Here is a 15,636-nt window from a genome sequence, read left to right as displayed (position 1 = left end):
CCCAGCACCCTCCGCCCTGAAATCACACCCGTGTCATTCGGACTTACTCATCTAGGTGCCGGCGAGCAGCCCGGCCGCGGGGACGACGACCAGCAGGGTGCCGGCGAACAGCAGCAGCACCAGCAGACGGGTCTCCATCGGCCCCTGCCCGTGCCGGCTGCGCCAGAAGGACACCCCGCCCACCATGCCGGCGATGGCCAGCGGCGCGGCCACCACCGCGGCGTAGGGCAGCAGCTCCCACAGCACGGTGAACAGGTAGTAGACGCCGACCCCGACGGCCAGGGCGAGCACCAGCTCGCCGACGAACCGGGCCCAGGCCACCGCGCTCTGCGCCCGGGTGAGCGGCTCGGCCCCCTCGTCCTCCCTGGTGGGCAGCACGATCTTCGGGATCGGGCCGGTCGAGGGCACCTCGGGCGAGCCGGCCCGGGAGCCGACCCCGGCCGGGAAGCCGGGCGTGCGCCCGGTGCGCATGCCCGGGATCGCCGCCGTGGTGGGGCCGGGCTCCCCGGCGACCGGCTGCTCGACGGTCGAGGGGGCGGGCTCGGGTGCGCGGCGCCGGCCGAACCGGGACCCGGTCTCCGGGGTGGCCCGCGCGACGGGCTTGGGCGCCCGGGCGTCCAGGGGCGGCGGCGGGGTGGTGTCCGCGGTCCGCCGGGCGCCGGTGCGCCGGTCGGCGACCCGGCGGTCGTCGCCGCCGGGTCCGGAGGTATCGGCCGGGCCCGGGCGGGAGCCCTCGTCGCGGGCCTCCTTGTCCGCCCGCGTCTCCTCGACCGTGCGCTTGCGCCGCGCCGGGCGCACCGGGCCGGTGGTCCCCGGCCGGGTGCCGGCGTCGGACTCCAGGCCGTGCTCGCGGAGGATCTCCGCCAGCGAGCGGACGGAGTGGTCGGCGTCGCTCATGCGCCCTCCAACCCGTCCAGTCGTCGCAGGATGACGCCCTCGCGCAGCGCCCACGGGCAGATTGCCACGAGCGGGACGTCCACCGCACGCATGGCCGCCCGCGCCACGACCGCGCCGGCCGGCACCTGGTGCGCGCGGTCCACCGAGACGCCGTTGAGCTCGGCCAGCGCCGAGGAGTCGATGCGGGACACGAACCCGACCAGCTGGCCCAGGCCGACGGCGGTGAGCTGCCGGGGTACCCGCAGTCCCGCGGAGTAGGGCGCGGCACCGGTCAGCCGGGCCAGCGTGCGGAAGGTCTTCGAGGTGGCCACCACCAGGTCCGGCACACCGGCCGCGGCCAGCCGTCGTCCGGCCGGGGCCAGCAGGCGGGAGGCGTGCGCGTCCAGCTCCTCCAGGGCGGCGAGGTCCGGCCGCCCACCGGCCTCGGCCGAGGGCAGGAACCGGCGGGTCATCCGGCCGGCACCCAGCGGCACCGACAGGGCGACGTCGGGGTCCTCGTCGATGCCGGTGGCCAGCTCCAGGGAGCCGCCGCCGATGTCGAGCACCAGGATCCGGCCGGCGCTCCAGCCGAACCACCGCCGGACGGCGAGGAACGTCAGCCGGGCCTCGTCCTCCCCGCTGAGCACCTGCAGCTGCACGCCGGTCGCCTCGACGACCCGCTCCAGCACCTTGGCCCCGTTCGAGGCCTCCCGGATGGCGGAGGTGACAAAGCCGAGCAGCTCCTCGCAGCCCTGCTCGGTGGCCACCTCGCGGGCCCGCCGCACGGCCGCCAGGAGGCCCTTCTCCCCCGCCTTGGACAGCACGCCGTCGGCGCCCACGTGCTCGGCCAGCCGCAGCACCGTCTTGTCCGAGTGGGCCGGTGTCGGGTGGGCGCCGCGGTGGGCGTCGACCACCAGGAGGTGCACTGTGTTCGAACCCACGTCGAGCACTCCCAGCCGCATGACCGGACAGTCTGCCGGGTCCTCCCCGCACAGGGGCCACGTGGTGCACTGGACCCGTGCAGGCGCCGCCGGAGGAAGTCGACCCCGACCACGCCCGGGAGTGGCTGGAGTTCACCGACCCGGCCGACCCCGAGCACCGCGTGCGGGCCGACCTGACCTGGCTGACCTCGGCCTGGACCTGCGTCTACGGGCGCGGCTGCGCCGGCGTGGTCGCCGGGCGGGCCGAGGACGGGTGCTGCAACCACGGGGCGTTCTTCACCGACACCGACGACCTCGAGCGGGTCGGTGCCGCGGTCGCCGAGCTCACCGACGCCGACTGGCAGCGCCGTCCGCGGTGGGCGGGCGACTGGACCGAGGCCGACGACCTGGACGACGACGACCAGGCGCTGCGCACCCGCGTGGTGGACGGCGCCTGCGTGTTCCTCAACCGCGCCGACCACCCCGGCGGCGGCGGGTGCGCGCTGCACGGGCTGGCGCTGCGCACCGGCCGGCACCCACTGGAGACCAAGCCCGACGTCTGCTGGCAGCTGCCGGTGCGCCGGGAGCAGGAGTGGGTGGACCGGCCCGACGACACCCGGGTGCTGGTCAGCAGCATCGGGGAGTTCGACCGCCGCGGGTGGGGTCCCGGCGGGCACGACCTGCACTGGTGGTGCACCGGGTCCCCCACCGCGCACGTCTCGGCCGAGCCGCTGGTCGACACCTACGCCGCCGAGCTGACCGAGCTGCTCGGCCCCGCCGCCTACCGGGAGCTACGCCGGCTGACCCATGCCCGCCTCGACCTCGGCCTGGTGGCCCCGCACCCCGCCAGCCCCCGCCCGGTGCCCGTCGAGCTGCACCGCCGCCGCCCCACCTGAGCCCAAGCGGGTCCGGAACGCCTGGCGGTAGGCGCGCGGGCTGATCCCCCGCCGCCGGGCGAAGTGCTCGCGCAGCCCGGCCGCCGTCCCGAAGCCGGCCAACCGGGCCACCTCCTCGACCGGGGCGTCGGAGTCGGTCAGCAGCGTCTCGGCCGCGGCCAGCCGCCGGGCCAGCAGCCAGGCGTGCGGCGTCGTCCCGGTGGTGTCCTTGAACCGGCGGGCGAAGCTGCGCGGGCTCATCAGCGCGCGGCGGGCCAGCACCTCGACGGTGAGGTCCTCGGCCAGGTGCTCCTGCGCCCAGCCCAGGACGTCGCCGAGCAGGTCGTCCTCGCAGCGGGCCACCGGGGTGTCGACGTACTGGGCCTGCCCGCCGTCGCGGTGAGGGGGCACGACCATCTCCCGGGCCAGCGCGTTCGCCGCGCCGGGGCCGTACTCCCGGCGCACCCAGTGCAGCAGCGCGTCGACGCCGGCGGCCGTGCCCGCGCCGGTGATGATCGAGCCCTCGTCGACGTAGAGCACCCGGGGGTCGACGTCCACGGCGGGGAACCGAGCCGCCAGGTCGTCGGCCACCCGCCAGTGCGTCGCCGCCCGCCGGCCGTCCAGCAGGCCGGCCTCGGCGAGCACGAAGGCACCGCTGCAGTGGCTGATCAGCTGCCCGCCGCGGGCGTGCACGGCCCGGAGCGCCGCCAGCACCGCCGGCGGGCAGGCGCTGTCGGTGTCGTGCCGAGCGGTCACCACGACCACGTCGGAGACCGCCAGGCGGTCCAGCCCGTGCTCGACGAGCACGGTGAGGCCGGTGTCGGTCCGCACCGGGCCGGGGACCTCCGCGACCAGCGCGTAGTCGAAGGTCGGCAGACCGAAGCGCGTGTTGTCGTAGCCGAAGACCTCGCTGGCCGAGCCGAGCCCGAAGGCGCCGAGGGTGCCGTTGCCGGCGAGGACGCTCACCACGAGGGTTCGGGACACGTCGACCATCATGGCAGGAAATCGGCGATCGGGGTCATGACTGCCACTCGTGGGGACGACGGGGCCGCACCAGGCTGGTCGCATGCTGCTGATCACCTGCCCCGCCACCCGCTCCGACGAGCTCGTCGCCGACCGGCTCGTGCGGCCGGTGGCCGACCCGCGCACCCGGCCCGGCGTCGTCGCGGTCGCCGTGGCCTGCCCCTGCGGGCGGGAGCACGTCTACCTCACCGGCCGGCGCATCGAGGAGGCCCGGGCCCGGCTGGCGGGGGCCGCCCATGATCGACGAGCGGACCGACGCATCGCCGCGTAGCTTCGAACGCATGAGCGAATCAGACTCGAAGGTCAACACCGGCCAGCCCGGTGACCCCACGGCCGAGAAGGACCCCTCCGACTGGGTGACCGGCGACGAGCCGGCCACCGGGGCGCAGAAGAGCTACCTGTCCACGCTGGCCCAGCAGGCCGGCGAGGAGGTCCCCGAGGACATCACCAAGGCGGACGCCTCGATCAAGATCGACGAGCTCCAGGAAGAGACCGGCCGCGGGAAGTAGCCGGACCCCCTCGGCCCCCTCGCAGGGGCCGAGGGGCTAGGACTCGAACTTGTAGCCGAGGCCTCGCACGGTGACCAGCCACTTCGGGGTCGCCGGGTCGGGCTCGATCTTGGCGCGCAGGCGCTTGACGTGGACGTCGAGGGTCTTGGTGTCGCCCACGTAGTCCGCGCCCCACACCCGGTCGATGAGCTGGCCCCGGGTCAGCACCCGGCCGGCGTTGCGCAGCAGCAGCTCGAGGAGGTCGAACTCCTTGAGCGGCAGCGAGATGGTCTCGCCGTCCACGGCGACGGTGTGCCGCTCGACGTCCATCCGCACCGGACCGGCGGCCAGCGCGGCGTCCACCGGCAGGTCGGTCTCGCTGCCCCGCCGCAGCACGGCGCGGATCCGGGCGAGCAGCTCCCGCGCGGAGTACGGCTTGGTGACGTAGTCGTCGGCGCCGAGCTCGAGGCCGACGACCTTGTCGATCTCGGTGTCCTTGGCGGTCAGCATGATGATCGGGACCGCGCTCTTGGCCCGCAGTGTCCGGCAGACCTCGGTGCCCGACAGGCCGGGCAGCATGAGGTCCAGCAGGACGATGTCGGCACCGCCGCGGTCGAACTCGGCCAGGGCGTCGATCCCGTTGCCGGCGACGACCGCCTCGTAGCCCTCGCGGCGCAACATGTAGGACAGCGCGTCCGAGAAGGACTCCTCGTCCTCCACGACCAGCACTCGGGTCATGACCGTCCTCTCTGCACATCTGTCGGGGTGACGGCCGCGCGGAGCGCGTCGACACGATCGCGGGAGATCCCCGCGGGGTCCGTGGTGGGGATCGGGTCGGGCTCGGCCGGGGCCAGCGGGATGCGCAGGGTGAACGTCGACCCCAGGCCCTCCTCGCTCCACACCGTGACCGACCCGCCGTGGTTGGTGGCCACGTGCTTGACGATGGCCAGGCCCAGACCGGTGCCGCCCGTGGCGCTGGCCCGGGACTGGTCGACCCGGTAGAACCGCTCGAACACCCGAGCCCGGTCCGCGCGCGGGATGCCGATGCCCGAGTCGGTGACCGCGATCTCGGCGAAGCCCGAGCGCGCCCGGGTGCCGACGGCGATCTTGGTGGCGTCCGGGGAGTAGGCGACCGCGTTGGCCAGCATGTTGGTCACCGCGGTGGCCAGCTGGGCCTCCACGCCGCGCACGACCAGCCCGGTCTGCTCGCCGACGGCCAGCTCGATGCCCTTGGCGGCGGCGGCCAGCCGGGTGCGGTCCACGGCCTCGGCCACCACGTCGTGCACGTCGATCGGGGTCAGCTCGGGCAGCGGCTCGGCCCCCTGCAGGCGGGAGAGGTCGATCAGCTCGCGGACCAGGCGGGACAGCCGGTCGGCCTCGTGGGTCATCCGGGCGGCGAAGCGCTGCACCGTCTCGGGGTCGTCGGCCGCCCCCTGGGTGGCCTCGGCGAGCAGCAGGAGGGCACCGACCGGCGTCTTCAGCTCGTGCCCGACGTTGGCGACGAAGTCCCGGCGCACGGCTTCGACCCGGCGGGCCTCGGTGACGTCCTGCAGGACGAGGGCGACCGGGCCGCGCTCCAGGGCCGGGCCGCTGTCCAGTCGGACGCCGTGCACGCCGACCATCCGGGGCCCGGTGCCGACCAGGTCCCCGGGCAGCTGGACGTCCGAGCGCCGGCTCCCGCTGCGGCGGACCTCGTGCGCCACGGAGACCAGACCGGGCACCAGCAGGCGGGAGCCCCGGACGATGCCCAGCGCACGGGCCGAGGGGTTGGCCAGCAGCACCGAGTCGTAGAGGTCCAGCAGCACCACGGCGGGGTCCATCAGGTCCAGCAGCCGGCGGGCGAGCACGGTCTCGTCGTCCACCGGGGTGGGCGACCCGGGCAGGTAGTCCGGCGCGGGACCCGTGGGGTCGGGACGCTGACCACGGGTGAGGAGGCGGGCGACGAGGACGCCGACCGCACCGCCCAGCACGAGGCCGAGCGCCAGCCACAGCAGCGGGTGCACGCCTCGATGCTAGGCCGCCGGGGGGCCCGCGCCCGGCCTCCGGAGGGGTGATCACCCCCCGCGGGAGGGAGTGTTCACGGGCCGGTGGGCCGTCGTTCACCTGCGCGCCCCGGCGCGGGAACCGATCAGTCCCTAGGCTCGTCCCCGGGCGCCCGAGCCGCAACCAGCCGGTTGCGCCGCGCCCGACGACGCCGTCTGCCCCGGGCCCGCCCGCCCGGCAGACCTGGAGGGGAACCGTGCGCGACAGCTACCGGGAAGAACTCGACGACATCAACACGTGCCTGGTGGAGATGACCAACTCCGTCGGCTCGGCGATGAGCAAGGCCACCACGGCCCTGCTGGACGCCGACGTGGCCCTGGCCGACCTGGTCATCGCCGGGGACCAGCACATCGACCGGGTGCGGGAGAACGTCGACGAGCGCTGCTTCACGCTGCTCGCGCGGCAGGCCCCGGTGGCCACCGACCTGCGGGCGATCACCACCGCGATGGCCACGGTGCAGGACCTGGAGCGGATGGGCGACCTGGCCCAGCACATCGCCAAGGTCGCCCGGATGCGCTTCCCGGACCACGCGGTGCCGCAGGAGGTCCGCCCGGTCTTCCTGGACATGGGCCACATCGCCGAGAGCCTGGTCGCCCAGGCCGGCACGATCATCGCCAAGCGCGACATCGAGGCCGCCGTCCAGCTCGAGGCCGAGGACGACCTCATGGACCGCAACCACCAGCAGCTGTTCCGCGAGCTGCTGGGCAACGACTGGCCGCACGGCATCGAGTCGGCCATCGACATCACCCTGCTGGGCCGGTACTACGAGCGCTTCGCCGACCACGCGGTCAGCGTCGCCCGCCGGGTGGTCTACCTGGTCACCGGCGAGCGCCCCCTCCCGGTCGCCGTCGCCAGCTAGCGCACCGCACCACAACGAAGGGCCCCGGGACGTCGTCCCGGGGCCCTTCGTCGTCAGGGGTCCTTCACTTCTTGCCCTGGGCCGCCACTGCCTTGATGGCCTCGGCGGCCGCCTCGGGGTCCAGGTACCGGCCACCGGGGTTCGTGGGGACCAGGTCGTCGTCCAGGTCGTAGCGCAGCGGGACGCCGGTGGGGATGTTCAGCCCGACCACCTCGTCGTCGCCCATGCCGTCCAGGTGCTTCACCAGCGCCCGCAGGCTGTTGCCGTGCGCGGTGACCAGCACCGTCTTGCCGGACCGCAGGTCCGGCACGATCGCGTCGTACCAGTACGGCAGCATCCGGACGACGACGTCGGCCAGGCACTCGGTGGCCGGCCGGGCCTCCGGCGGCAGGAACGCGTAGCGCGGGTCGGCGTCCTGGCTGTACTCGTCGTCGGCGGCGATCGGCGGCGGCGGGGTGGCGTAGCTGCGCCGCCAGGTCATGAACTGCTCCTCGCCGTACTCGGCGAGGGTGGCGGCCTTGTCCTTGCCCTGCAGGGCGCCGTAGTGCCGCTCGTTGAGCCGCCAGGAGCGGGTCACCGGGATCCACTGCCGGTCGGCCGCGGCCAGCGCCAGCTCGGCGGTGGTGATCGCCCGCTTGAGCAGCGAGGTGTGCAGCACGTCGGGCAGCAGCCCCTCGGCGGCCAGCAGCTCACCACCCCGCGTCGCCTCGGCGCGGCCCTTCTCGGACAGGGACACGTCGACCCAGCCGGTGAAGAGGTTGGCCTTGTTCCACTCGCTCTCGCCGTGGCGGAGGAGCACCAGAGTTCCGGTCACGTCGTCCATCCTGCCCGACGGCTCAGCCGGCGAGCAGGGGCCAGGCCAGCCAGAGCTCCAGGAGCAGCGGCGGGCCCAGCCCGGCCAGCAACCAGGGGCTGCGCACCCGGCGGCCGGTGCTCCACCGGATCACCGCCACCACGGCCACGCACAGCGCGACCGTCGCGGTCCCCCAGCCGACCGCCGCGCCCACGTCCCCGGTGAGGAACTGGGCGAAGGCGAGCTGCACCGCGCAGGCCAGCAGCGGGTAGACCAGCGCGGAGGCGAGCACGACCCCGGTCAGCGCCCGGGTGCGCCCCCGCAGCTCGGTCTCGTCGGCCACGGTGCAGCCCTCAGGTGAGCGTGCCCGCCCGCCAGCGGCGGGCCGCTGCGGCGAGCTGGTCGGCCGTGCGGGCCAGCGCGTGGCCGGTGCGGGTCACCCGGTCGGCCTGCTCGCCGTCGACGTCGTCCAGCTCGTCGGCGTGCGCGGCGCGGCCGCCCGCGACGACCCAGCAGAAGGCAGCGGCGCGGTCCAGCGCGACGTCCAGGTCGCCCTCGAAAACCCCGGTCAGCACGGCGTCGGCGAGGTCGCGCACGCCGTCGGGGCCCGGCGGGTCGGCCAGGCCGGCGACCACCTCGCGGGGCAGCACGCGCCCGCGGCCGGCCTCGAACTGACGGGCCGCCGAGACCGGGTCACGCTGCACCCAGGCCCGCAGCAGGTACAGCCGCCACAGCGCACCGGGCAGGGAGATCGCCGGGGCGTCGGCCCACAGCTCGGCCAGCTCGTCCAGGCCCTGGTCGTCGGCCAGGGTGACCAGCCGCCGGGTGACCTCGGGGTCATCGGTGGCGCGGGCCCGGTCGACCAGGGCGTAGGCCACCCCCCGGGCGGCCTCGGTGGTGGCGATCGGATCGACCTCGCCGGCGAGGTGCGCCCCGAGGGTGGCGCGCAGCAGCGGTCGGCGGTTCCGGGCGGCCATCGGTCCTCCTCGTCGGTGACGGCCGCGGTGGTGGACGACCCCCACCGTTTGTACGTGGCCGATCGCCGTCGGGCCACCCCGGTTCACCGTCCGGGGTCGCGCCCCAGGAAGCCCATCAGCCGGTCGACGGCCGGTGCGTCGTCGGGCACGGCGACCTTGGGCCCGTACTGGCCGGACTGGCGCAGCATCTCGTCCATCGGCTGCATGCCGGCCAGCAGCTCGGCGCACTCCGCCTCGTCCAGGCCCGACTCCTGACCGCTGGCCGTGGCCAGGTCCCAGGTGTGGAAGAGCACGTCGGTCGTGTAGAACCGGTCGACCGCGTCACCCAGGGGCAGCGTGCCCAGGTGCTGGTGGGTGAACGGCTCGGCCGCCCGCGGCGAGGCCAGCAGTGCCTGGACGGCGGTCGCGTGCCGGGTCCAGTCCTCCGCGGGGTCCCCGGTGCGGTCGACGGCCAGGGTGATGTCGTCGGCGGCCAGCAGCGCGGGCAGCCACTCGACCAGGTGGCCGACGACCTCGGCCGCCGTCCAGCCCTCGACCGGGGCCGGTGCGGTCCAGTCGGTGACCCCGCCGACCACCGCGCCGAAGCGGCCGGCGATCCGGGCGTGCCGGTCCGCGGCGCTCACGCCTGCACCAGCGGCGCGTCGAGCAGCAGCGCGTCGAGCTTGGCGTAGCCCTGGTCGACGCCGATCTCCATGCCGCTGCGCAGCCAGGCGTCGCGGCCCTCGAAGGAGTCGACCAGCGACTGCGCGTGCAGCCGGGTGCGCCCCTCCCCCAGGTCCTCGAAGCGCAGCGTCTCCAGCGAGACGTCCTCCGGCATGCCCTCCCAGGTGAAGGTCTGCACGATCGTGTCGGTGCCGATCCGGTGGAAGCAGCCCCGGAAGGCGTACTCCTCGCCGTCCCGGCCGGCGACGTAGCGCCACTCGCCGCCGTCCCGGGCGTCCCAGCGGTCGACCCGGGTGTCCATGCCGTTCGGGCCCACCCAGCGGGCGAACAGCTCGGGGTCCAGGTGGGCGCGCATCAGCTGCGCGACGGTGCCGCGGAAGTCGCGGGTGATGCGGATCAGCGGCAGCGCCGCGTCGGCGGCGATGGTCGCCTGCGGGGCGGTGGTGGTCACGACAGGTCCTCCTCGGTGGTGTCGAGCTCGGCCAGGACGGCGTCCAGGCGGGTGTAGCGCTCCTCGGCCCGGCGCCGGTAGCGCTCGATCCAGGCGGTCATCAGGTCCAGCACCTCGGCCTCCAGGTGGACCGGGCGGGTCTGCGCCGCACGGCCGCGGGTGACCAGGCCGGCACCCTCGAGCACCTTGAGGTGCTTGGAGACGGCCTGGGTGCTGACGTCGTAGGGGGCCGCGAGCTCGCCCACCGTGGCGTCGGCGACGGTCAACCGGGCGACCATGTCGCGCCGGGTGGGGTCGGCCAGGGCGGCGAACACCCGGGAGAGCTGGTCGGCCATCACCCCTCCGTCCTCAACCGTTCGGTTGCAGAAGACGTTAGCCCGCGAGGCGCCGGTCGTCAACCATGTGGTTGCCGATCAGGGACGGCGGCGGCCGGGCAGCCAGACGAGGCACACGACGGCCGCGACCACCGCCGAGGCCGCCGTCCCGACCGCGGTGACGTGCATGGCCTCCACGAACGCCTGCCGCGCCGGGTCGACCAGCCCCTGCGCGCCGGCGCCGGCCAACCGCACCGCCTCCAGCGTCGCCACCACCGACTGCCGGGCCTGCTCGCGGGCGTCGGCGGGCAGCACGTCCACGGCATCGCCCAGCCGCGCTGCGTAGACCCCGGCCACCAGCGACCCCAGGATGGCCACGCCGAGCGCGCCGCCCACCTGGCGGACGGTGTTGTTCACCGCTCCCCCGGCGCCGGCCTTCTCCCGCGGCACCACGCTCATGATCGACTCGGTCGCCGGCGCCAGCACCGCCCCGAGGCCCAGCCCCTGCACGAAGAGGACGACGAGCACCAGCCAGATCGGCGGGTCGGTGTCCAGCAGCTGGTTGGCCGCGAACGCCGAGGCCATCAGCCCGAAGCCGGCCGCGCACACCAGCTTGGCGCCGAACCGGTCGGCCAGCACCGACGCCCGCGGCGAGGCCAGCGCGATGGCCACCGCCATCGGCACCAGGGTCGCCCCGGACTGCAGCGGGGAGAACCCGAGCACGCCCTGCAGGTAGTAGACGAGGTAGAACGTGGCGCCCTGCAGGGCGAAGAAGTTCAGCGCCAGCGCGGCGGCCGAGGCGGAGAACGCCGGCAGCCGGAACAGCGAGACGTCCAGCGCGGGGTGCGTCGTCCGCCGCTGCCACCAGACGAACGCCACCAGCAGGACGACGCCGCCCAGCAACGGCACGAGCACGCCGGGCGTCGTCCAGCCGACCCCCTCGCCGCCGCGGATGATGCCGAAGACCAGCGAGCCCAGCCCGGCGATGGACAGCAGCACCCCGGGGACGTCGAGCCGGCCCGGCGCCGGGTCCCGGGACTCCGGCACCAGGGTCACGCAGCCGACGGCGCCGACCGCGGCCACCGGGATGCCCAGCAGGAACACCGCACCCCACCAGAAGTGCTCCAGCACCAGGCCACCGGCCAGCGGGCCACCCGCGATGCCGATGCCGGCGGCGCCGGCCCAGATACCGATGGCCCGGCTGCGCTCGCCGGCCGGGAAGACGTTGCTGATCACCGCCAGGGTGGCCGGCTGCACCGCGGCACCACCGACCCCCATCAGCGCACGCCAGGCGATCAGCTCCTGCGCCGACCCGGAGAACGCGGCGAGCACCGAGCCCAGCGAGAAGATGCCCAGCCCGATCAGCAGCGCCCGGCGGCGGCCGATCCGGTCGCCGATCACGCCCCAGCTGAACAGCAGGCCGGCGAAGACCAGGATGTAGGCGTCGATGGCCCACTGCAGCTGGCTCTGGGTGGCCGACAGGTCGCGCTGCAGGGTGGGCAGGGCGACGTTGAGCACCGTGTTGCCCATGATCACCACGAGCAGGCAGACGATCATGGTGGTCAGCACCCACCAGCGCCGCCGGTAGCCCGGTGGGGCCGCCTCGGTCACCCGCGCTCGACGAAGTCCGCGAAGGCCTCGAGGTTGCGCAGGGACTCCCCCCGCTTGACCCGCCAGGCCCACTCCCGACGGATCGAGGTGCCGAACCCGATCTCCAGCATCGTGTTGAAGTGGTCGTCGGCGTAGCTGAGCACCGCACCGAGCAGCCGGTCGATCTCCTCGGCGGTGACCGCTGCGGCCGACAGCCGACCGGTCAGGTAGACGTCTCCGGCGGTGTCGATGGAGTAGGACACGCCGTACATCCGCGCGTTGTGCTGCAGCAGCCAGGTCCACAGCTGCTCGCGGTTCTCGTCGGGCTGGCGGCAGACGAACGCCTCGATCCGCAGACCGTGCTCGCCCAGCACCAGCCCGCAGACCGTCTTGAGCTTGTTCGTGCCGGGCAGGTCGACCAGGAACCGCCCCGGCGCCGGGTGCTCGTAGACCAGCTCGGCGTCGCGCAGCGCGGCGTCCACGAGGGCCTCGAGCTCGGGCAGCACGCTCACCGCGCCGTCCCCCCGACCGAGAACGCCCGGACGGCGTCGCGCACCCGGTCCCGGGGCGAGCGGACCACGGCCCGCATCTCGCCCATGGCCGCCGTGTAGGCCTCGACCAGGGACCCGGCGGTGCGGTCCCAGCTGAAGCACTCCGCGTGCTGGCGGGCACCGACGGACAGCACCTCGCGCTGCTCGACGACCTTGCGGATGGCGGCGGCGTAGTCGGCCGGGTCGTGCCCGTCGACCAGCACGCCGGAGACCCCGTCGGCGACGGCCGTGGGCAGCCCGCCGACGGCGGCGGCGACCACCGGGGTGCCGCAGGCCTGCGCCTCCAGGGCGACCAGGCCGAAGGACTCGTTGTGGCTGGGCACGACCGCGACGTCGGCGGCCCGGTAGTGGTCGGCCAGGGCCGCCGGGCCCTGCGGCGGCACGAACCGGACGACGTCGGCGATCCCGAGGGAGACGGCGAGCTCCTGCAGTTGGCGCGGCTCGGCCAGCCCGCTGCCGCTGGGGGCGCCGACGACCAGCACCTGCAGCCTGGCGCGCAGCGCGGGCTCGTCGGCCAGCAGCCGGGCCGCGGCATGCAGGAGGACGTCGGGGGCCTTGAGCGGCTGGATCCGGCCGACGAACAGCAGCACCAGGGCGTCGTCGGCCACGCCGACCGCCCGGCGCGCGGCGGCCCGGTCCCGGCGGTCGGTGAACCGCTCCAGGTCCACCCCGGGCGGGACGACGAGGGTGCGCGCCGGGTCGGCGTCGTACCAGCGGACGAGCTGGCGGGCCTCCTCGACGGTGTTGGCGATCAGCCGGTCGGCCTCGGCGACCACCTGCTCCTCGCCGATGACCCGGGCCATGGGCTCGGGGGCGTCGCCCTCGGCCAGCGCGGCGTTCTTGACCTTGGCCAGGGTGTGCGCCGAGTGCACCAGCGGCACGCCCCAGCGGTCCCGGGCCAGCCAGCCGACCTGCCCGGAGAGCCAGTAGTGGCTGTGCAGCACGTCGTAGAAGCCGGGTTCGTGCCGGGCCTCCTCGCGCAGCACGGCGGCGGTGAAGGCGCACAGCTGGGCGGGCAGGTCGTCCTTGCCCAGGCCCTCGAAGGGTCCGGCGGACACGTGCCGCACGGTCACCCCGGGCACCATCTCCACGACCGGCGGCAGGTCCGACGACGTCGCCCGGGTGAAGATCTCCACCGCGATGCCCCGGGCGGCCAGCCGGCGGGACACCTCGACGACGTAGACGTTCATGCCGCCGGCGTCCCCGGCCCCGGGCTGGTCCAGCGGGCTGGTGTGCACGCTGAGCGTGGCCACCCGGCGGACCTGCGGCGGGCGGGGGTGCCAGGGGCCCACAGGGCGGAGCGGGCGCCGAGCAGGCACGTCGACTCCTCCCCGCCGGGCGCCCCCGGCGGGCACCTCTGCGACACCCCATCCTGCACCAGCAGACTGGGCCCATGCCTGCCGAGACTCGAGCCCTCCCCTTCCCCGGCGACGGACGTGTGGCCGTCGTCACCGGCGCGTCCAGCGGGATCGGCGCCGCGACCGCCCGCCGGCTCGCCGCCGACGGCTTCTCCGTGGTCCTCGGGGCCCGGCGGATGGACCGGCTGACCGAGCTCGCCGGGGAGATCGGCGGCCGCGCGGTCGAGCTCGACGTGACCGACGCCGACTCGGTGGCCGCGCTGGTCGCCTCGCTGGACCGGGTGGACGTGCTGGTCAACAACGCCGGCGGCGCCTTCGACGCGGCACCGGTGGCCGACGCAGACCTGGACTCCTGGACCCGGTCCTTCGAGGTCAACGTGCTGGGCAGCGTTCGGGTGACCAAGGCCCTGCTGCCGGCCCTGCGGGCGTCGGGCGCCGGCGACGTCGTCTTCGTCGGGTCGACCGCGGGCCTGGTCAGCTACGAGGGCGGGGCGAGCTACACCGCGGCCAAGCACGGCGTGCACACCCTGGCGGAGACCCTGCGGCTGGAGCTGGTCGCCGAGCCGGTGCGGATCGTGGAGATCGCCCCCGGCATGGTGAAGACCGACGAGTTCGCGCTCAACCGCACCGGCGACGCCGCGAAGGCCGCCAAGGTCTACGAGGGCGTCCGCGAGCCCCTGGTCGCCGACGACGTCGCCGACTGCATCGCCTGGGCGGTCACCCGGCCGCACCACGTCAACATCGACCTCATGGTGGTCCGCCCGCGCGCCCAGGCCGCCCAGCACAAGGTGCACCGCGAGTCCTGAGCGGCGGGCTCGAGCGCGGCCTCAGGGTCGGACGGCGGTGGGTTCGGGGACCAGCGTCACGCCGAAGCGGTCCCGGACGGCGTCCACGACCTTCCCCGCGAAGGCGAGCAGCTCGTCGGCCGTCGCACCCGGCTCGGTGGTGAGCGCCAGCGAGTGCCGGGACGACGTCCCGACGTGGCCCTGCCGGGTGCCGCGGCCGAACCCGGCGTGCTGCACCAGCCACGCCGCCGACAGCTTCACGTCGTCGCCGGCCGGCCAGCTGGGGCAGCCCTCCACGGCCATCGAGGCCGGCACCACCGGGTTGGTGAAGAACGACCCGGCGCTGCGGGAGTCGGGGTCGGCGGGGTCCAGCACCATGCCCTTGCCCCGGCGCAGCTCGAGGACGGCGGCCCGGACGTCGGCCAGCGGCGCCCGCTCCCCCACCTCGACGCCGAGCCGGCGGGCGAGCTCGGCGTAGCCGACCGGCATCGACAGCGGCGAGGACTGCAGCCCGAACGTCACGGTGAGGACGACGAACACCCCGGGGTGCTGCTTGAGCGCGGAGTCCCGGTAGCCGAAGCCGCACTCGACGGGGGTCAGCGTGCGCACCGAGCCGTCGCGGCGGTCGAGGACCTGGACGGCGGTGATGGTCTGCGCGACCTCCTGGCCGTAGGCGCCCACGTTCTGCACGGGCGTCGCCCCGGTGCTGCCCGGGATGCCGCTGAGCGCCTCCATGCCGGCGAGCTCCTGCGCGACGGTGTGCGCCACCAGGTCGTCCCACGGCTCGCCGGCCTGCACCTGCACGGCGTCCCCGGTGCGGACCACGCCCCGGGACCGGACGGCGACGACGTCCCCGGGCCACCCGGCGTCGGGGGCGACCACGTTGGACCCACCGCCGAGCACCAGCAGCGGCCGGCCGGCGGCGTCGGCGTCGCGGACGGCGGCGACCAGCTCGTCGGCGTCGTGCACCTCGACCAGCCGGTCCACGGGTCCGCCCACCGCCAGCGTGGTCAACTCGGCCAGTCGGGTTCCCTGATGCACCTGCACGGCTCCACGCTAACCGCCGCGCG

20 protein-coding genes are annotated in these 15,636 nt (G+C 75.0%); 5 read left to right on the top strand and 15 right to left on the bottom strand.

The genetic code is table 11. The features are described from left to right. Positions 1 to 51: 51 nt before the first annotated feature. Together UXQ13_RS14775 and UXQ13_RS14770 are read right to left on the bottom strand one after the other, a co-directional pair. Positions 52 to 897, bottom strand: coding sequence for a hypothetical protein (locus tag UXQ13_RS14775; protein ID WP_225236142.1), 846 nt, complete (start codon positions 895 to 897; stop codon positions 52 to 54). Then, the gene (locus UXQ13_RS14770; protein ID WP_336392486.1) at positions 894 to 1,838 is read right to left on the bottom strand and encodes a Ppx/GppA family phosphatase; all 945 of its coding nucleotides are present in this window, start codon (positions 1,836 to 1,838) and stop codon (positions 894 to 896) included. Before UXQ13_RS14770 ends, UXQ13_RS14775 begins: the two co-directional genes overlap by 4 nt. 56 nt (positions 1,839 to 1,894) lie before the next feature. Here UXQ13_RS14770 and UXQ13_RS14765 point away from each other — a divergent pair, with 56 nt between their 5' ends. Continuing rightward, positions 1,895 to 2,692, top strand: coding sequence for a DUF3109 family protein (locus tag UXQ13_RS14765; RefSeq protein ID WP_336392485.1), 798 nt, complete (start codon positions 1,895 to 1,897; stop codon positions 2,690 to 2,692). Here the strand turns inward: UXQ13_RS14765 and UXQ13_RS14760 are convergent. Then, positions 2,588 to 3,664, bottom strand: coding sequence for a helix-turn-helix domain-containing protein (locus UXQ13_RS14760; RefSeq protein ID WP_380096085.1), 1,077 nt, complete (start codon positions 3,662 to 3,664; stop codon positions 2,588 to 2,590). The two genes, UXQ13_RS14765 and UXQ13_RS14760, sit on opposite strands and share 105 nt — an antisense overlap. Before the next feature lie 73 nt (positions 3,665 to 3,737). Here UXQ13_RS14760 and UXQ13_RS14755 point away from each other — a divergent pair, with 73 nt between their 5' ends. Both UXQ13_RS14755 and UXQ13_RS14750 read left to right on the top strand, forming a co-directional pair. After that, positions 3,738 to 3,965: a hypothetical protein gene (locus UXQ13_RS14755; RefSeq protein WP_225233004.1), complete on the top strand. Its 228-nt coding sequence runs from the start codon at positions 3,738 to 3,740 to the stop codon at positions 3,963 to 3,965. 10 nt (positions 3,966 to 3,975) lie between these two features. Beyond that, entirely contained in the window at positions 3,976 to 4,203 is a 228-nt protein-coding gene (locus tag UXQ13_RS14750) for a DUF3072 domain-containing protein (protein ID WP_225233005.1), read from the top strand. A 36-nt stretch (positions 4,204 to 4,239) separates the two neighbouring features. Here the strand turns inward: UXQ13_RS14750 and UXQ13_RS14745 are convergent, their stop codons facing one another. Both UXQ13_RS14745 and UXQ13_RS14740 read right to left on the bottom strand, forming a co-directional pair. Next, entirely contained in the window at positions 4,240 to 4,920 is a 681-nt protein-coding gene (locus tag UXQ13_RS14745; RefSeq protein WP_225233006.1) for a response regulator transcription factor, read from the bottom strand. Beyond that, a complete protein-coding gene (locus UXQ13_RS14740; protein WP_336392483.1) occupies positions 4,917 to 6,185 on the bottom strand; it encodes a sensor histidine kinase in 1,269 nt (422 codons plus the stop codon). Before UXQ13_RS14740 ends, UXQ13_RS14745 begins: the two co-directional genes overlap by 4 nt. A 236-nt stretch (positions 6,186 to 6,421) precedes the next feature. Here UXQ13_RS14740 and phoU point away from each other — a divergent pair, with 236 nt between their 5' ends. Further along, positions 6,422 to 7,084: a phosphate signaling complex protein PhoU gene (gene phoU, locus UXQ13_RS14735; RefSeq protein ID WP_336392482.1), complete on the top strand. Its 663-nt coding sequence runs from the start codon at positions 6,422 to 6,424 to the stop codon at positions 7,082 to 7,084. 64 nt (positions 7,085 to 7,148) lie between these two features. Here phoU and UXQ13_RS14730 read toward each other — a convergent pair whose 3' ends face one another. The 9 genes from UXQ13_RS14730 to mshA all read right to left on the bottom strand — a co-directional run bounded on the left by UXQ13_RS14730 (position 7,149) and on the right by mshA (position 13,676). Next, positions 7,149 to 7,907 carry a phosphoglyceromutase gene (locus UXQ13_RS14730; RefSeq protein WP_318249968.1) on the bottom strand — a complete coding sequence of 253 codons (759 nt, stop codon included), beginning with the start codon at positions 7,905 to 7,907 and terminating at the stop codon, positions 7,149 to 7,151. Positions 7,908 to 7,920: 13 nt separating this feature from the next. Continuing rightward, positions 7,921 to 8,220, bottom strand: a complete 300-nt coding sequence (locus UXQ13_RS14725) for a hypothetical protein (protein WP_225233010.1) — start codon at positions 8,218 to 8,220, stop codon at positions 7,921 to 7,923. Between the two features lie 10 nt (positions 8,221 to 8,230). Continuing rightward, positions 8,231 to 8,854: a hypothetical protein gene (locus UXQ13_RS14720; protein WP_225233011.1), complete on the bottom strand. Its 624-nt coding sequence runs from the start codon at positions 8,852 to 8,854 to the stop codon at positions 8,231 to 8,233. An 83-nt stretch (positions 8,855 to 8,937) separates the two neighbouring features. After that, a complete protein-coding gene (locus tag UXQ13_RS14715; RefSeq protein ID WP_225233012.1) occupies positions 8,938 to 9,477 on the bottom strand; it encodes a TIGR03086 family metal-binding protein in 540 nt (179 codons plus the stop codon). Further along, positions 9,474 to 9,968: an SRPBCC domain-containing protein gene (locus UXQ13_RS14710; RefSeq protein WP_225233013.1), complete on the bottom strand. Its 495-nt coding sequence runs from the start codon at positions 9,966 to 9,968 to the stop codon at positions 9,474 to 9,476. The genes UXQ13_RS14715 and UXQ13_RS14710 overlap by 4 nt, the downstream gene beginning before the upstream one ends. Next, complete coding sequence (locus tag UXQ13_RS14705; RefSeq protein WP_225233014.1) at positions 9,965 to 10,303, bottom strand: ArsR/SmtB family transcription factor; 339 nt, start codon at positions 10,301 to 10,303, stop codon at positions 9,965 to 9,967. The genes UXQ13_RS14710 and UXQ13_RS14705 overlap by 4 nt, the downstream gene beginning before the upstream one ends. Positions 10,304 to 10,381: 78 nt before the next feature. Continuing rightward, a complete protein-coding gene (locus UXQ13_RS14700) occupies positions 10,382 to 11,893 on the bottom strand; it encodes a DHA2 family efflux MFS transporter permease subunit (protein ID WP_336392481.1) in 1,512 nt (503 codons plus the stop codon). Beyond that, positions 11,890 to 12,384 (bottom strand): type III secretion system chaperone family protein, encoded by a 495-nt coding sequence (locus UXQ13_RS14695; RefSeq protein WP_336392480.1) that lies wholly within the window; start codon positions 12,382 to 12,384, stop codon positions 11,890 to 11,892. The genes UXQ13_RS14700 and UXQ13_RS14695 overlap by 4 nt, the downstream gene beginning before the upstream one ends. Further along, positions 12,381 to 13,676 carry a D-inositol-3-phosphate glycosyltransferase gene (mshA, locus tag UXQ13_RS14690; protein WP_263639362.1) on the bottom strand — a complete coding sequence of 432 codons (1,296 nt, stop codon included), beginning with the start codon at positions 13,674 to 13,676 and terminating at the stop codon, positions 12,381 to 12,383. The genes UXQ13_RS14695 and mshA overlap by 4 nt, the downstream gene beginning before the upstream one ends. A gap of 140 nt (positions 13,677 to 13,816) precedes the next feature. Between mshA and UXQ13_RS14685 the strand changes: the two genes are divergently transcribed. Further along, positions 13,817 to 14,587: an SDR family oxidoreductase gene (locus tag UXQ13_RS14685; protein ID WP_225233017.1), complete on the top strand. Its 771-nt coding sequence runs from the start codon at positions 13,817 to 13,819 to the stop codon at positions 14,585 to 14,587. 21 nt (positions 14,588 to 14,608) lie between these two features. On the opposite strand, the gene UXQ13_RS14680 is transcribed toward UXQ13_RS14685, so the two are convergent. After that, positions 14,609 to 15,613: a UDP-N-acetylmuramate dehydrogenase gene (locus UXQ13_RS14680; RefSeq protein WP_225233018.1), complete on the bottom strand. Its 1,005-nt coding sequence runs from the start codon at positions 15,611 to 15,613 to the stop codon at positions 14,609 to 14,611. Between the last annotated feature and the right edge of the window lie 23 nt (positions 15,614 to 15,636).

It is taken from the genome of Klenkia terrae (genome assembly GCF_037083865.1).
Taxonomy (GTDB): domain Bacteria; phylum Actinomycetota; class Actinomycetes; order Mycobacteriales; family Geodermatophilaceae; genus Klenkia; species Klenkia terrae.
This window is presented reverse-complemented; position numbering and strand designations above follow the sequence as displayed.

Bases quoted from the DNA above. Each gene is read 5' to 3' on its own strand.
- UXQ13_RS14775 (WP_225236142.1), bottom strand. From the start codon at position 897: ATGAGCGACGCCGACCACTCCGTCCGCTCGCTGGCGGAGATCCTCCGC.
- UXQ13_RS14770 (WP_336392486.1), bottom strand. From the start codon at position 1,838: ATGCGGCTGGGAGTGCTCGACGTGGGTTCGAACACAGTGCACCTCCTG.
- UXQ13_RS14760 (WP_380096085.1), bottom strand. From the start codon at position 3,664: ATGGTCGACGTGTCCCGAACCCTCGTGGTGAGCGTCCTCGCCGGCAAC.
- UXQ13_RS14755 (WP_225233004.1), top strand. From the start codon at position 3,738: ATGCTGCTGATCACCTGCCCCGCCACCCGCTCCGACGAGCTCGTCGCC.
- UXQ13_RS14750 (WP_225233005.1), top strand. From the start codon at position 3,976: ATGAGCGAATCAGACTCGAAGGTCAACACCGGCCAGCCCGGTGACCCC.
- UXQ13_RS14745 (WP_225233006.1), bottom strand. From the start codon at position 4,920: ATGACCCGAGTGCTGGTCGTGGAGGACGAGGAGTCCTTCTCGGACGCG.
- UXQ13_RS14730 (WP_318249968.1), bottom strand. From the start codon at position 7,907: ATGGACGACGTGACCGGAACTCTGGTGCTCCTCCGCCACGGCGAGAGC.
- UXQ13_RS14720 (WP_225233011.1), bottom strand. From the start codon at position 8,854: ATGGCCGCCCGGAACCGCCGACCGCTGCTGCGCGCCACCCTCGGGGCG.
- UXQ13_RS14705 (WP_225233014.1), bottom strand. From the start codon at position 10,303: ATGGCCGACCAGCTCTCCCGGGTGTTCGCCGCCCTGGCCGACCCCACC.
- UXQ13_RS14685 (WP_225233017.1), top strand. From the start codon at position 13,817: ATGCCTGCCGAGACTCGAGCCCTCCCCTTCCCCGGCGACGGACGTGTG.